General features: G+C 62.6%; 10 protein-coding genes. 9 read left to right on the top strand and 1 reads right to left on the bottom strand.

The features are described from left to right. Positions 1 to 100: 100 nt before the first annotated feature. On the bottom strand, positions 101 to 2,593 hold the full coding sequence (locus tag CK501_RS12875; protein ID WP_095618149.1) for a penicillin-binding protein 1A: 2,493 nt from the start codon (positions 2,591 to 2,593) through the stop codon (positions 101 to 103). 151 nt (positions 2,594 to 2,744) lie between these two features. Between CK501_RS12875 and CK501_RS12870 the strand changes: the two genes are divergently transcribed. The 9 genes from CK501_RS12870 (at position 2,745) to gltB (ending at position 15,498) form a co-directional block, all read left to right on the top strand. Next, the gene (locus tag CK501_RS12870; RefSeq protein WP_095618148.1) at positions 2,745 to 3,809 is read left to right on the top strand and encodes a pilus assembly protein PilM; all 1,065 of its coding nucleotides are present in this window, start codon (positions 2,745 to 2,747) and stop codon (positions 3,807 to 3,809) included. Beyond that, positions 3,809 to 4,384, top strand: a complete 576-nt coding sequence (locus CK501_RS12865; RefSeq protein ID WP_095618147.1) for a PilN domain-containing protein — start codon at positions 3,809 to 3,811, stop codon at positions 4,382 to 4,384. Before CK501_RS12870 ends, CK501_RS12865 begins: the two co-directional genes overlap by 1 nt. Then, positions 4,381 to 4,995: a type IV pilus inner membrane component PilO gene (locus CK501_RS12860; RefSeq protein WP_095618146.1), complete on the top strand. Its 615-nt coding sequence runs from the start codon at positions 4,381 to 4,383 to the stop codon at positions 4,993 to 4,995. Before CK501_RS12865 ends, CK501_RS12860 begins: the two co-directional genes overlap by 4 nt. Next, positions 4,992 to 5,546 carry a pilus assembly protein PilP gene (locus tag CK501_RS12855; RefSeq protein ID WP_095618145.1) on the top strand — a complete coding sequence of 185 codons (555 nt, stop codon included), beginning with the start codon at positions 4,992 to 4,994 and terminating at the stop codon, positions 5,544 to 5,546. The genes CK501_RS12860 and CK501_RS12855 overlap by 4 nt, the downstream gene beginning before the upstream one ends. Positions 5,547 to 5,605: 59 nt before the next feature. Continuing rightward, positions 5,606 to 7,702, top strand: a complete 2,097-nt coding sequence (pilQ, locus tag CK501_RS12850; RefSeq protein ID WP_095618144.1) for a type IV pilus secretin PilQ family protein — start codon at positions 5,606 to 5,608, stop codon at positions 7,700 to 7,702. A gap of 104 nt (positions 7,703 to 7,806) precedes the next feature. Further along, a complete protein-coding gene (aroK, locus tag CK501_RS12845) occupies positions 7,807 to 8,364 on the top strand; it encodes a shikimate kinase AroK (protein WP_095618143.1) in 558 nt (185 codons plus the stop codon). Further along, the gene (gene aroB / locus CK501_RS12840; protein ID WP_095618142.1) at positions 8,333 to 9,430 is read left to right on the top strand and encodes a 3-dehydroquinate synthase; all 1,098 of its coding nucleotides are present in this window, start codon (positions 8,333 to 8,335) and stop codon (positions 9,428 to 9,430) included. The genes aroK and aroB overlap by 32 nt, the downstream gene beginning before the upstream one ends. Positions 9,431 to 9,433: 3 nt before the next feature. Beyond that, positions 9,434 to 10,873 carry an SPOR domain-containing protein gene (locus CK501_RS12835; protein WP_095618141.1) on the top strand — a complete coding sequence of 480 codons (1,440 nt, stop codon included), beginning with the start codon at positions 9,434 to 9,436 and terminating at the stop codon, positions 10,871 to 10,873. Positions 10,874 to 11,046: 173 nt separating this feature from the next. Beyond that, positions 11,047 to 15,498: a glutamate synthase large subunit gene (gene gltB / locus CK501_RS12830; RefSeq protein WP_095618140.1), complete on the top strand. Its 4,452-nt coding sequence runs from the start codon at positions 11,047 to 11,049 to the stop codon at positions 15,496 to 15,498. Positions 15,499 to 15,539: the final 41 nt, after the last annotated feature.

The following is a 15,539-nucleotide window of genomic DNA, read 5'->3' as shown; positions in this document are numbered from 1 at the left end:
TCTGATGCCCGCATGAGGGCAAGGATGAAAAGCCCCGGTCAGTGATGGCCGGGGCTTTTCTGTTTCTGTGAGGGTCGGCTCCGCTGGAGCACAGGCTGGGTCAGAACAGCTGCTGTGCCGGGGTGGATTCTCCGTCCTCTCCGCCTTCGCTGTCATCCCGGCTTCCCGGCTCACCGGAGGATGCCGCCTCCGGCGCGTAGCGTGACCGGAAGATCTCGAACCTGGCGTCGGGGTTGTCCGTAGTGGCGGTCTCGCCGGTATCCGGGTCAATGCGGCGTGAGACGATGCCGGCAGGACGCTCCATGAGTTTCCCGGGCATGCCCCGAAGCGCCACTTCCATATAGTCCTTCCATATGGGCAGCGCCGTCACGCTGCCGAACTCGCGCCGGCCCAGCGAACGGGGCTGATCAAAACCCACCCAGGTGCCGGTCGCGATACCCGTATTGAAGCCCATGAACCAGGTGTCGAGCTGGTCGTTCGTCGTCCCTGTCTTGCCCGCCAGATCCTCACGCCCGAGTGAACGGGCAGCGCGGCCGGTGCCTCTCTGGATCACGTCACGCATCATGGACTGGAGGATGTAGATCGCTTCTTCATCGGCAACCCGTTCCATGGTGTGAACAGGCCGGATTGGATCGGTATTCCCATTGTTACCGTTATTCCTGTTGAGGTCGGGGAGGGCCGCATCCAGAACCGCTTGGTCCTCGCTGCAGTCGTTACACCGGTGGGTTTCCGGCGCTTCGCGGCGTACTTTGCCCTCTGGGCCCACGATGCGTTCAATCACCCAGGGGGTCACTTCGTAGCCGCCATTGGCGATCATGGCGTAGGCGCGCGTCATTTCCATCGGGGTCATGGGGCCGCTGCCCAGCGCCAGTGACAGATCATCCGGCAACCGGCTGGTATCCAGTCCAAGGCTGTCGATGTAGTTCAATGTGCGCCGGATACCGGTCTGGCGCAGCAGCCGGATGGCGACCAGGTTACGGCTCTGGTACAGCGCCTGGCGCAGGGTGGTCGGCCCCCGGAACTGGCCACCGACGTTTTCCGGGCGCCAGGCGGTTTCCAGGTCCTCGTCATCAAAGACGATGGGGGCGTCATTGATGGTGGTGGCAGCCGTGGCGCCATGCTCCAGGGCCGCAAGGAAGATCAGGGGCTTGAAGGCGGAGCCGGGCTGCCGGTAGGCCTGCGTGGCCCGGTTGTAGGAGCTCATGCTGAAGCTGTAGCCGCCGCTCAGTGCCTCAATGCGCCCGTTGTCAGGAGACATGGATACGATGGCCCCCTGTATCTCGGGGATCTGCATCAACTCGGCGGTCAGTGTATCCCGCTCCCGCTCGGGGCCAAGGACATCCTGCACGGGAATCCGGACATAGACGACATCCCCTTTGGCGACCACATCCTGTGGTGACTCCGGTTCCGGCCCGGTGCGGTTCTCATTGATGTACTCCCGTGCCCAGCGCATGTGGCGCATCGGGATGGTGATCCTGTCGTGCAGGGCTGTCACGGCGGTGGCGGTGTTGTCGTCCAGTGCCACGATGGCGGCGGGGACCAGATCGTTCACCCGGGGCAGGTCCTCCAGGCGCTTGCTCAGTGCGTCACGGTCATTGAGCATTTCCGGCGCCCACTGGTCGATTGGGCCGCGATAGCCGTGCCGGCGGTCATAGGCTTCTAGGCCCTGGCGGAGTGCGCGGGTGGCGGCCTCCTGCTTTTCGCTGTGCACGCTGGTGTGGATCTCGAAGCCTTCACTGTAGATCTGCTGGCCGAACTGGCGCAGGGCTTGCTGGCGGGCCATTTCGGCCACATAGGGCGCGTTCAGGGCGAGCTCGGGGCCATGGTAGCGGGCGTTGACGCCTTTGCTGGTTGCCTGGCGGTATTCATCGCCGCTGATGTAACCCAGTGAGGCCATGCGCGAGAGGATCCAGTCCCGCCGTGCAAGGGCCCGCTCCGGGTCGGCCAGGGGGTTCGCGGTGGATGGCGCCTTGGGCAGCCCGGCGATCATGGCCATTTCGGCGAGGTTGAGATCGGTCACGGGTTTGCCGTAGTAGACCTGCGCCGCCGCTTCAATGCCGTAGGAGCGGTTCCCAAGGTAGATCTTGTTCAGATAGAGCTCCAGAATCTCGTCCTTGGAAAGCTCGCGTTCGATCTGCAGGGCCAGCAGGATCTCGTTGAACTTGCGCAGAAACGTTTGATCTCGTGACAGAAAGAAATTTTTTGCAACCTGCATGGTGATGGTGCTGCCGCCGGACTGGATCGAGCCGGTGAGGGCAAGCTCCCAGGCGGCGCGGATAAGTCCCCGCAGATCAACGCCATGGTGCTCATGGAAGCGGCTGTCCTCGGCGGCCAGGAATGCCTGGACCTGGTGCGCTGGCACAGCCTCCAGATCCCGTGGCGTTCTTCTCATTTCGCCGAATTCGGCTATCAGTTTGCTGTCACGTGTATACACTTTCAGGGGTGTCTGGAAGTTCACGTCCCGCAGCTGGTCCACCGACGGCAGGCCAGGCTGGAGGTACAGGTAGAAGGCGGCCAGTACCATGGCGGCACCAGCGCCACCGGCAAGAAAGAGCCAGCTGAGAATACGGATGTAACGGAGTGTGCGGGACATTTTCTCTGACAATTTTGGACTATGCGTCTATCATTTCATAAATTGCTTCAGGAGGCACCGGAAGCGGTAAGGGGTCTGCAAGGATATCCCGAAAGCGGAGTCCCTGAAACCGGCAACCGTTGCGATCCATACAGAATACTGGGGTGAGCACGTGTTCGGACTGCTTGGAAAGAAAGCGAACAGCATGCTCGGGGTCGATATCAGCTCAAGCTCCGTCAAGCTGCTGGAACTGTCAAAACAGGGTGATCGATACCGCGTTGAGAGCTACGCGGTTGAACCCCTGCCACCGAATTCGGTGGTCGAGAAGAGCATCAACGATGTGGAAGCGGTGGGTGATGTGGTCCGCAAGGTGGTGGGCAGGGCGCGCACTGGCCTTAAGCATGCGGCCGTGGCCGTTTCCGGATCCGCGGTGATCACCAAGACCATCCAGATGCCGGCGGGACTCAACGACTTCGAGATGGAGGATGAGATCGCCAACGAGGCGGATCAGTACATCCCCTATCCATTGGACGAGGTGGCCATTGATTTCGAGGTCCAGGGGCCGTCCGAGATCAATCCGGACCAGGTCGACGTCCTTCTGGCGGCTTGCCGGAAGGAGAACGTCGATGTGCGCGAGGAGGCCCTTCAGATCGGGGGGCTGAGCACCAAGGTGGTGGACGTCGAGGCCTACGCGCTGGAACGCGCCTTCGGCATGCTCGAATCCCAGCTCGAGCGGGACGCCGAGGAGCAGGTGGTGGCGCTGGTGGACATCGGTGCCACGATGATGACGCTGAGTGTGCTGGTGGACGGCGAGACCATCTACACCCGGGAACAGCTCTTTGGCGGCAAGCAGCTGACCGAGGAGATCCAGCGGCGTTATGGGCTCAGCCAGGAGGAGGCCGGTCTGGCCAAGAAGCAGGGCGGTCTTCCGGACGATTACGAGAGCGAAGTGCTCGAGCCTTTCAAGGAGGCGGTGGTCCAGCAGGTGGCCCGGGCCCTGCAGTTCTTCTTCGGCTCCAGCCAGTACAATACTGTTGACTATGTTCTGCTCGCGGGCGGCACCGCATCCATAGCGGGTCTTTCCGAGCAGGTGGAAGAAAAGACTGGAACCGCTACGCTGGTGGCGAATCCCTTCGCCGACATGGCGGTGGGATCCAAGGTGCATGCCGCGGGGCTGAGCAATGATGCCCCCTCCTTGATGATCGCCTGCGGCCTGGCGATGAGGAGTTTTGACTGATGGCCCGTATCAACCTCAGACCCTGGCGTGAAGAACTCCGCGCCGAGAAACAGCGCCAGTTTCTGGTCATGCTTGCCGGTGCCCTGATTGTCGGCGCCGGCCTGGTGTTCCTGTGGCAGAGCCATGTGCAGGGCCTGATCGATCATCAGGAATCCCGCAACAGCTACATTGAGAATGCCATGAAGGACCTCGAGGAGCAGATCGCCGAGATCGAGGACCTCAAGGAGCGCCGCGAGGAGCTGCTGTCGCGCATGCAGGTGATCCAGGATCTCCAGGGGCAGCGCCCGGTGATCGTGCGAGCCTTCGATGAGATGGTTCAGACGCTTCCGGACGGTCTGTTCTACACTCAGCTGGAAAAGAGTGGCGACCAGGTCTCCATCGTTGGCATGGCCGAGTCCAACAGCCGGATCTCGAGTCTGATGCGCAACTTCGAGCGCTCGGACTGGTTTGCCGAGCCCAACCTGACGAATGTCTCCGCCGCGGATGAACAGCGGTCCGGTTACAGCCGGTTCAACCTGAGCGTTCAGCAGGTGGTGCCGGATGAAGACGAAGCGGAATCGGAGCAGGAACAGTGAACTGGCAGGAAACGTTCGACAACATAAAGAATTTTGATGTCAGCGAGCTGGACTTCAACAATGCCGGCATCTGGCCGATGCCGGTCAAGGTTGTGTTCCTGCTCCTGGTTTTCGGTTTCGTTCTCGGCGGTGGCTACTGGTTCTTTGTGAAGGACCTGTACACCGAGGTGGAGCGCGCCGCCGAGCAGGAGCAGGAGCTGCGCCAGGAATACGAGCGCAAGGCCTATCGCGTGGCAAACCTGGACCGTTACCGCCAGCAGATGGTGGAAATGGAGGAGACCTTCGGCGCCCTGGTGCGTCAGCTTCCCAGCGATACCGAGGTGCCCGGGCTTCTGGAGGACATCACGAACACCGCACTGGGCAGCGGTCTGGATCTGCAGGAGTTCGCCCTCCAGGACGAGGTTGAGCAGGACTTCTACGTGGAGCTGCCGATCAACATCCGGGTACGGGGTACCTATCACGAACTGGCAACATTCGTGAGCAGCGTCGCCGGGCTTCCGCGGATCGTGACCCTGCATGACTTCTCGATCAGCCGCTCTGACGGCAATGACGAGCTGCGCATGCAGATGGTGGCCAAGACGTACCGGTACCGGGCAGGAGGCGAACAATGAGAGTAACCGCAGTCGCCCGATATCTGGTGATCGCGGGCCTGAGTCTGGTGCTCGTGGCCTGCTCGCGGGATCAGGGCTATCAGGATCTGGACGAATTCATGAAGAAAGCCCGTAACGAACCCCAGGGGAAAGTAGAGCCCCTGCCGGAGTTCAAGGCTTACGAGGCGTTCACCTATTCGGCCTCCGATCGCCGGTCCCCCTTTGAGCCGCCGGCTGAAGTGGTTCTGGAGGATGAGGACGACGATGATGATGAGCCGGAATCCGAGATCAAGCCGGATGAGAATCGGCCGACCGAGCCGCTGGAGCGCTTTGAAATGAGTGATCTGGCAATGGTGGGGTCTCTGCAGCGGTCCGAGGAAGGGCAGCTCTACGCCCTGGTCCAGGATCCCGAAGGGGGCATACACCGGGTCGCAGTCGGTGACTATATGGGGCAGAACCATGGGCGCGTGCAGCGGGTAACCGAAACGCGCATCCAGCTGCGGGAAATTGTCGGTGACGGCAGCGGCGGTTGGGTCAAGCGGCCCCGGACCCTGTCGCTGGAACAAGACTGAGCCGGGGTGCTGTCATGCAGATCACAACACGGAACCAGAAAAACCGCCTGAGGCACGCAATGCTGAAACAAATCGAGAAACTGCTGGTGATTGGTGCGCTGGCGCTCACGTCCGCGGGAGCCGGAGCCCTGACACTGGAGAATGTGGACTTTTCTTCGCTGTCAGGCGATCGAACCGAGATCGTTCTGGGCTTTGACGGGGAGCCGCCGGAGGCCTCCGGCTACACCATCCAGGATCCGGCACGTATCACGCTGGATCTGGCCGATGTCAGCAGCGACCTCGAGCAGCGCTATCACGATCTCGGCGATGGCAATGCACAGAGCATGACGGTTGTTGAGGCGCAGGGCCGGACCCGACTGGTGCTCAACCTTACACGCCTGGTGCCCCATGAGGTGCAGCGTGATGGCAACCGCATGGTTGTGACAGTGGGTGCGGATGCAGGAAGGACTGCCAGCACCCCCTCTGACTCAGGCGATGACAGTGGCAGCGGCAACGGTGGCACCACCGGGAGCAGTACCCAGGCGGTAGCAGGGGCTCCGATGGCGCCGGCGTCGGATGCCTCGCTGGAAGGTGTGGACTTCAACCGCACCTCGGATGACAAGGGCGAGGTCGTGCTGGACCTGTCCAGTTCCAGGGTTTCCGTGGACATGGATGAGCAGGCCGGCAGGATCCGGCTGGATCTCGGGCGCGTGGATCTGCCGGAGCGTCTGCGTCGCCGTCTTGATGTGACCGATTTCGGAACGCCCGTGGACCGCATAGATACCTTCACCGAGGATGGGCGCACGCTGGTGGAGGTGACCGCTTCCGGCACCTATGACTACGCGGCCTATCAGACGGATGACCGCTTCACCCTCAGCGTGGAGAAGCTGACCGAGCAGGAGGCCGAGCAGCGCCAGGAAGAGCGCTTCCCCTATGACGGCGAGAAGCTGTCCCTGAACTTCCAGGACATCGAGGTCCGCTCCGTGCTGCAGCTGATTGCTGACTTCACGGGCCTCAACCTGGTGGCGTCGGATACGGTAACGGGGTCGATCACGCTGCGGCTTGAGAACGTGCCCTGGGACCAGGCGCTGGATATCATTCTCCAGACGAAAGGGCTCGACAAGCGCCGCATGGGGAATGTCCTGCTGGTTGCTCCGGCCCAGGAGATCGCGGAATACGAGCGCCAGGAGCTCGAGACCCAGCGCCAGATGGAAGAGCTCCGGCCGGTGCGTCTGGAGACCATCCAGGTGAACTATGCCAAGGCCGGCGACATCGTCTCCCTGCTGCGTGAGGATGACGAACTGATCTCGGACCGCGGGTTCATCTCCTCCGATGACCGGACCAATACCATCAGTGTGCGGGAGACAGCGCCCAAGCTGAAGGAAATCCGCGACCTGGTGGAGACCTGGGATCGCCCGGTGCGCCAGGTGCTGATTGAGGCGCGGATTGTCCGGGCGAATACTGATGTGTCGAGTGAACTCGGGGTTGCCTGGGGGGTCAGCGGTAACGGTGAAGCTGGAGATGGTGAGTATGCCGTTGGCGGTGGGCGTGGCAGCCTCGGCGGTAACACCGGCAGCATTGCTGACTTCCCTTCCGACATGAACGTTGATTTTGGCATCACCAGCAGCAGCGCGAGTTCTGCTGCCATTGGTTTTACTCGTGATGGTTTCCTGCTGGACCTGGAGCTCAGTGCGCTCGAGTCTGATGGCCAGGCCGAGATTGTGTCCCAGCCCAAGGTGGTGACGGCAGATCGCCAGGAAGCCAACATCAAATCGGGCGAGGAGATCCCGTACCAGGAGGCGACATCCTCAGGGGCCACCAATGTTTCCTTCAAGGAGGCGGCTCTGTCGCTGAACGTGACGCCCCAGATCACACCTGATGACAACATCATCATGGATCTGGAGGTGAATCAGGATTCCCGCGGGCAGGTCACTGCCGGGGTTCCCAGCATCGACACCAACTCGGTGCAGACTCAGGTGCTGGTGGGTGACGGCGAGACCGTGGTGCTTGGTGGTATTTTCCAGTCCGAGGTTGCGACCAACATCCTGAAGACACCGTTCCTCGGGGATATCCCATACCTTGGGAGGCTGTTCCGCCAGACCGAGAAGATCGATGAACGCAGCGAACTGCTGATCTTTGTGACACCACAGATCATGGAGAGCAACGTGCTTGACTGATCGGAGAAACACCTCCGGATCACGGAAAAGCCACCTGCGGGTGGCTTTTCTTTTGTGGTAGTCTCAGGCACTGAACTGGAGAGCGGGTGCTCGGATCCTCTGCTATGGCGCTGCCGGAAAGAATCATCCTCGTTGGACCCATGGGGGCGGGCAAGAGCACCGTGGGCCGTCAGCTCGCCCGCGCACTCGGCTACCGTTTCCTGGATACCGACCGGGAACTGGAGGCGCGCACCGGCGCGGATATCCCCTGGATCTTTGATATGGAGGGGGAAGCCGGGTTCCGGGACCGGGAAAGCCGGGTGATTGATGAGCTTCTCGGTGAATCTGGTATTGTGCTGGCAACAGGCGGCGGTGCCGTTTTGCGGCCGGAGAACCGGCAGCGGATGACCGACGGCTATGTGATCTATCTGCGTGTCACGCCGGATCTCCAGTACGAGCGCACGCGCATGGACCGCAACCGGCCACTGCTGCAGAACCCTGACCCGCGGGCGGTGCTGGAACGGCTGTTCGAGGAGCGGGATCCGCTCTATCAGGAGATTGCGGACCTGACCGTCGAAAGCAGCCAGCGTGGTCCCCGTCACCTGGTGCGCCACCTCTCGCGGGTTCTCGATGAATCGGAAGGACATGTGCATGCAACCGAAACAGGATCATCTGAACGTTGAACTGGGAGAGCGCCGCTACCCCATCGTGATCGAGGAAGGCAGCCTCGGGAGCATGGATCTCAGCCCCTGGGTGGCGGGTGAGCAGGTGCTGATCGTCTCGAATGAGACGGTCGCGCCGCTCTATCTCGAGCAGGCCCGCGCCAGTTTTCCGGGAAGCCGGGTGGATGAGGTGATCCTGCCCGATGGCGAACGCTACAAGACCTGGGAAACGCTCAACCGGATCTTTGATGTGCTGATCGACAAACAGCACACGCGCCGGACCACCCTGGTGGCGCTCGGCGGTGGTGTGATCGGGGATATCACCGGCTTTGCGGCCGCCACCTGGCAACGGGGTGTGGACTTCATCCAGATCCCGACCACGCTGCTGGCCCAGGTGGATGCTTCCGTTGGTGGCAAGACCGGCATCAACCATCCCCAGGGCAAGAACATGATCGGCGCCTTCCATCAGCCACGCATTGTGGTGGCCGATCCGCTGACGCTGGGGTCGCTGCCGCCCACGGAGATGGCTGCTGGCATGGCCGAGGTCATCAAGTACGGTCTCATCCGGGATGAACACTTCCTTTCCTGGCTTGAGGAGCACATGGATCACCTGATGGCCATGCAGCCCGAGCCACTCAAGGAAGCCATCCGCCGCTCCTGTGAGTGCAAGGCCGCCATTGTGGCCGAGGACGAACGCGAAGCCGGTGTGCGGGCCCTGCTCAATCTGGGGCACACCTTCGGTCATGCCATCGAGACGCACACCGGCTACAGCGACTGGCTGCACGGTGAGGCGGTAGCCGCCGGCATGATGATGGCCACGGACCTTTCCGAGCGCCTGGGCTATCTGAACTACAACGACTCGGTGCGCGTGCGCCAACTCCTGATCCGTGCGCGGCTGCCCGTGAACCCGCCGGAGGGAATGTCGCCGGTGCACTTCCGGGCCCTGATGCAGGTGGACAAGAAAAACGTCAGTGGCCGGGTAAGGCTGGTCCTGCTCCGGGCGCTTGGTGATGCTTTCGTGACCGAGGACTTCGACCCCGAGGCCTTCGAGGCCACCCTCAACCACTTCTGTCATCCACTGGACTGAACCATGAGTGAGCAGGTGGGTCAGGGCGCGGCGGACCCCTTCGCCGAAAGCCCGGGCTTCTTCTTCACCGGGGCGCAGCGCCAGCACCAGCTGGATACCCTGGGACATCTGGTTGCGTTCGGGGATATGGTGCTTTTGGTCACCGGTGAGCAGGGTGCCGGCAAGAGCCGTCTTCTGGCCGAGCTTGCCCGTAATGCCGCCCACCTTCTTTCCGTCCAGCGTCTGCGGGCGGAAAGCCTCTCCGATGCCTCATCGCTGCCCGGCATGCTCTCGCGCCTCAGTGGTCAGGCGCTGGTGGGCATGGCGCCGACGGAAGCGGCGAGGGCCTTCTTCCAGTGGAGTGTCGGTCAGGCGGAGCGGGATCGGCGCTGGGTCCTGGTGCTGGATGATGCGGACGCCCTGGGCGATGACGTCCTCGAGGCTCTGGTTGATGGCTTTGCCGGAAGTGATACAGGGCAGGCCGCTGTCCCTGTGCTCGCGGGGACGGAAGACCTGACCCGCCGCACCCCCCTGACCGATCCGGCCCGCAGCGCCATTGTCCATGAAGCGGTTCTTCCGCCCCTGAAGGAAGAGGACGTCCGCCACTTCATCCATGCCAGTTTCGATCATGTGGGAGAGGATGCCACACCGCTGCTTACCGACAGCGTCGTCCGCCGGATCCAGCAGCAGAGCGGCGGTAACCTCCGCGCCATCCGGGCCGTAGCGCCCGGGATTCTCAGTGGCCGGGCGGCCCCGGAGCGCGAATCCCGCCATGCGGCCCCGAAGCGGTCTCCGGGTGCCGGATTACGCCGGTTTCCGTGGCGCCTCTGGGCCGGTGTCGCGCTTCTCGCGCTGGGCGTCAGTGTCATCCTGGTATCGCTGCAGTACGGCGGCAGCGGGGAAGACCCGGAACCTGTGCCAGAGACGGAAATGGCCACGGAAGCCGAGTTTGATGAAGTCGAGCGCGCCCGCGAGGTCATTGCGGAAACGGAAAAGGCCGGGCAGCCGGAGGGGGTTAAGGAAGGCCGTATAAGGCGTGATGCAGGGCCGGCTCTGGATGTGTCACCCGTCATGGAGACAGTACCTGAGCCCGAGTCGGAGCCTGATAAGGAGCCGCCCAATGCGGAGACTGTGGCTGAAACAGGGAAGGAAGACGGCGGGGACGGCTTCAATCCCCGTAACCCCGACCGTTTCCGCGAGGCACAGTGGTATCGGGAACAGGCCAGGGGCGCCTTTACCCTTCAACTTCTGGGTAGTTTCAACGAATCCACTGCCCTAGAATTCATGGAAGAGTATGATGTGGGCGATGCGGTCTATACCCGGACGCGGCATCAGGGGGAGCCATGGTTCATTGTGGTGTACGGCACCTATCCGGATCGGGGGGCGGCCCGCGAGGCCATTGATGCCCTGCCGGAGCGGGTCCGGGCCATGGACCCCTGGCCGCGGGCCTACGACGACCTTTAGGCTCAAAAGCTATAAAAACCTGCCCTGATATCCTGTTCCGTACTCAATGATTTGAGCGGATTTTTGCGCGCGTGTAGACTACGCAGCCCTTTTGTGAAAACCGAGGGCTTAAAGATGCCTTGAGGTATTATTTAAGCCTTTGAATTAGAAGAAAATCTCCAAGAGAGACTGCTATGATGACAGGTTTGTACCAGCCCGGTGAATACAGGGACAACTGCGGGTTTGGCCTGATCGCCCACAAACAGGGTGAGGCCAGCCACAGGCTCCTGAATACGGCCATAGACGCGCTGACCTGCATGACCCACCGTGGCGGCATCGCCGCCGACGGGAAGACAGGGGATGGATGCGGTCTGCTGCTGAACCTCCCGGATGCCTTCCTGCGCAAGGTGGCGAAGCAGGATCTAGGGGCGGATCTGGGGGCCGACTATGGTGTGGGTCAGATCTTTCTGAGCCGTGATCCGGAGCGTGCCGCCCGGGCACGCTCCGTGGTCGAAGAGCGGCTGGCGGGCGAGGGGCTGACTGTCGTCGGCTGGCGTACCGTGCCGACCAACACGGAATGCCTGGGCCAGATGGCACTGGATGCGCTGCCCGGCATTGAGCAGGTCTTTGTGACCTCGGGCTCCGTGGACCCGGATCGGCTGGGTGTGGCGCTTTTCGTTGGTCGCCGCCGTGCCGAGATTGACCTTGAGGACGACCCGGAATTCTACGTCTGCAGTCTCTCCAACCGCACGCTGTCTTACAAGGGCCTGATGATGCCGGTGGACCTGCCGACCTTCTATCCGGATCTGGGCGATCCGGACATGGCCACCGCGGTGTGTGTCTTCCACCAGCGTTTCTCCACCAACACCGCGCCCCGATGGCCCCTGGCCCAGCCATTCCGCCTGCTGGCGCACAACGGGGAGATCAACACCATCGAAGGCAACCGCAACTGGGCGGTTGCACGGGGCTCCAAGTTCAGCAGCCCGAACCTGCCGGATCTGGAAGAGCTGCAGCCGCTGGTCAACCGTACCGGTTCGGACTCCTCCGCCATGGACAACATGCTGGAGCTGCTGCTGGCCGGGGGCATGGATATCTTCCGGGCGCTGCGCATGATGGTGCCGCCGGCTTGGCAGAACGTGGACAGCATGGACGCCGGCCTGCGCGCCTTTTACGAATACAACTCCATGCACATGGAGCCCTGGGACGGTCCGGCGGGTATGGTCATGGCGGATGGCCGCTACGCCGTCTGCATGCTCGACCGTAACGGTCTGCGCCCCTCACGCTGGGTGGAGACCGATGATGGTCTGATCACCGTGGCCTCGGAAATCGGTGTCTGGGACTATGACCCCGCTTCCGTGGTCGCCAAGGGCCGGATCGGGCCCGGCCAGCTGCTGGCCATTGATACCGAGGCCGGTGAACTGCTGAGAACCGAGGACGTCAACGAACGTCTCAGGAACGCACGCCCCTACAAGCAGTGGCTGCGCGAGAACGCCCTCAGGGTGGAGTCGACTCTGCTCCACGAGAGTGGTCAGTCCTTTGAGCTCATGGAAGAGGATGATCTCAAGGTCTACCAGAAGATGTTCATGGTCTCCTTTGAGGAGCGTGACCAGGTCCTGCGCCCGCTGGGTGAAAGTGGCCAGGAGGCGGTGGGTTCCATGGGGGATGATACGCCCATGGCGGTGCTCTCCAGCCGGGTGCGTCATATTGCCGACTATTTCCGCCAGCAGTTCGCCCAGGTGACCAATCCGGCGATCGACCCGCTGCGCGAGTCCATCGTCATGTCCCTGGAGACCTGCATCGGCGCCGAACGCAACGTGTTCGAGGAGACGCCGGAGCATGCCAACCGGATTATCCTCTCCACGCCCGTGCTGTCACCCGCGAAATTCGCCCGGCTTGAAGAGAACGACCGGCCCGGGTTCGAGGTCCAGCGCATACGGCTGAGCTACCGCCCGGAACTGGGGCTGAAGAAGGCACTGGAGGCTGTGCGCGAGGAGGCGGCTGAGGCCGTGCGCAACGGTAAGGTGCTGCTGATACTGAGTGACAAGGGAGTCCAGAAGGGCGAGCTGCCGGTCAACGCCATGATGGCCACGGGTGCCGTACATCACCACCTGGTGGCCTCAGGGCTGCGCAGTGACGCCAACCTGATTGTTGAAACCGGCTGGGCGCGGGATTCGCACCATTTCGCCGTGCTGTTCGGCTTCGGTGCCACCGCGGTTTATCCGTATCTGGCGTACCAGGTGCTCAACGATCTGGTCAGCAGCGGCGAGCTGATGATGGACCCCATCGATGCCAAGAACAACTACCGCCGCGGCATCAACAAGGGGCTGATGAAGATCCTCTCCAAGATGGGGATCTCCACTATTGTTTCCTACCGTGGCGCGCAGCTGTTCGAGGCTGTAGGCCTTTCCGACGAGGTGGTGAACCTGTGCTTTACCGGCGTCACCAGCCGCATCCAGGGGGCCACCTTCTACGACTTCCAGCAGGATCAGGAGGTGCTTTCCGATCTGGCCTGGAAGTCGCGCAAGCCGATCCCGCCGGGTGGTTTCCTCAAGTACATGCATGGCCAGGAGTACCACGCCTACAATCCGGACGTGATCCGTACCATTCAGGAAGCGGTCACCACCGGCGATTACGGGCGTTACCAGGAGTATGCCGGGCTGGTGAATAACCGGCCGGTCGCGACGTTGCGCGACCTGATGGTGTTCCGCAAGGACATCCAGCCGGTGTCGCTGGACGAAGTGGAGCCGGCGGACAATCTCTATACCCGGTTCGACACGGCCGCCATGTCCCTGGGCGCGCTGTCGCCGGAGGCGCACGAAGCCCTGGCCGTGGCCATGAACCGCTTGGGAGGGCGCTCCAACTCGGGTGAGGGCGGGGAAGACCCGGCCCGCTACGGCACGGAGAAGCGCTCCAAGATCAAGCAGGTGGCCTCCGGGCGCTTCGGGGTGACGGCCGAATACCTGCGCGAAGCGGACGTGATGCAGATCAAGGTCGCCCAGGGCGCAAAGCCCGGCGAGGGTGGGCAGCTGCCGGGCGGCAAGGTGAACGAGCTGATCGCACGCCTGCGCTTCGCCGTTCCCGGCGTAACCCTGATCTCGCCGCCCCCGCACCACGACATCTACTCCATCGAGGATCTGGCGCAGCTGATCTTCGACCTCAAGCAGGTCAATCCGAAGGCACTGGTCTCGGTGAAGCTCGTGTCCGAGCCCGGCGTGGGCACAGTGGCTGCGGGTGTGGCCAAGGCCTACGCGGACCTGATCACCATAGCCGGCTATGACGGTGGCACGGCGGCCAGCCCGCTGACCTCCATCCACTATGCCGGATCCCCCTGGGAACTGGGGCTGAGTGAAGCCCAGCAGGCCCTGCGGGCGAACGACCTGCGAGACAAGGTGCGCCTGCAGACCGACGGCGGTCTCAAGACCGGCCTGGACGTGGTCAAGGGCGCCATTCTGGGGGCGGAGAGCTTCGGTTTCGGTACACTGCCCATGGTGGCAGTTGGCTGCAAGTACCTCCGGATCTGCCACCTCAACAACTGTGCCACCGGCGTCGCGACCCAGGACGAGCGCCTGCGCTCTGAGCACTTCCAGGGCACGGTGGACATGGTCATGAACCTGTTCCGGTTCATCGCCCAGGAAACCCGGGAATGGATGGCTCTGCTCGGTGTGCGCACCCTTGAGGAGCTGGTGGGCCGTACGGACCTGCTGGAGCTGCTGCCCGGGGAGACCCCGCGCCAGCGCAACCTGGATCTCACACGGATCCTGGACAACAGTCACATCCCGGCGGACAAACCCCAGCACTGCATGGTCGAGAAGAACACGCCCTTCGATCCGGGCGAGATGGCGGAACGCATGGTGGCTGACATGCTGCCGACCATCCAGGAGAAGCGGGGTGGCACCTTCGAGTACCGCATCACCAACTGTGATCGTTCGATCGCCGCGCGCGTGGCGGGTGAGATCGCGGCTGTGCACGGCAGTCAGGGCATGACGGATGCGCCCATTACCGTCAATCTCACCGGTTCGGCCGGTCAGAGCTTCGGTGTATGGAACCCGGGCGGTCTGCACCTGAATCTGGAAGGGGATGCCAACGACTACGTGGGCAAGGGCATGACCGGCGGCAGCATCCGCATCCGGCAGCCGGCGACCAGCCGTTTCGAGACCCAGAAGACGGCCATCATCGGCAATACCTGCCTCTACGGCGCCACCGGTGGCTGGCTGTTCGCGGCCGGCATGGCCGGGGAGCGTTTCGGCGTGCGCAACTCGGGCACCCACGCGGTGGTCGAGGGCGCCGGGGATCACTGCTGCGAGTACATGACCGGTGGCCTGATCACAGTCCTGGGCGAAACCGGCCAGAACTTCGGTGCTGGCATGACCGGTGGCTTCGCCTATGTGCTTGATGAAAGCCGGACCTTTGTGGACAAGTACAACCACGAACTGGTGGAGATCCATCGCATCTCCAGCGAGCACATGGAGCCGTACCGGAACCATCTGCGGGGTGTGATCCGCGAACACGTCGAGGCCACGGGAAGTGCCTGGGGCCAGCATATCCTTGAAAACCTGGACGAGTACATCGGCGCCTTCTGGCTGGTCAAGCCCAAGGCCGCCAGTCTCAAGGGGCTGCTCGAAAGCACCCGTGCCCGGCCCGAGTAACGGCGGGCACGCATCCGGTTTTCAGGAATTCTGAGTTGAGG

It is taken from the genome of Halovibrio salipaludis (assembly GCF_002286965.1).
Taxonomy (GTDB): Bacteria; Pseudomonadota; Gammaproteobacteria; order Pseudomonadales; family Oleiphilaceae; genus Halospina; species Halospina salipaludis.
This window is presented reverse-complemented; position numbering and strand designations above follow the sequence as displayed.

Bases quoted from the DNA above. Each gene is read 5' to 3' on its own strand.
- CK501_RS12875 (WP_095618149.1), bottom strand. From the start codon at position 2,593: ATGTCCCGCACACTCCGTTACATCCGTATTCTCAGCTGGCTCTTTCTT.
- CK501_RS12865 (WP_095618147.1), top strand. From the start codon at position 3,809: ATGGCCCGTATCAACCTCAGACCCTGGCGTGAAGAACTCCGCGCCGAG.
- CK501_RS12855 (WP_095618145.1), top strand. From the start codon at position 4,992: ATGAGAGTAACCGCAGTCGCCCGATATCTGGTGATCGCGGGCCTGAGT.
- pilQ (WP_095618144.1), top strand. From the start codon at position 5,606: ATGCTGAAACAAATCGAGAAACTGCTGGTGATTGGTGCGCTGGCGCTC.
- aroK (WP_095618143.1), top strand. From the start codon at position 7,807: ATGGCGCTGCCGGAAAGAATCATCCTCGTTGGACCCATGGGGGCGGGC.
- aroB (WP_095618142.1), top strand. From the start codon at position 8,333: ATGCAACCGAAACAGGATCATCTGAACGTTGAACTGGGAGAGCGCCGC.
- CK501_RS12835 (WP_095618141.1), top strand. From the start codon at position 9,434: ATGAGTGAGCAGGTGGGTCAGGGCGCGGCGGACCCCTTCGCCGAAAGC.
- gltB (WP_095618140.1), top strand. From the start codon at position 11,047: ATGATGACAGGTTTGTACCAGCCCGGTGAATACAGGGACAACTGCGGG.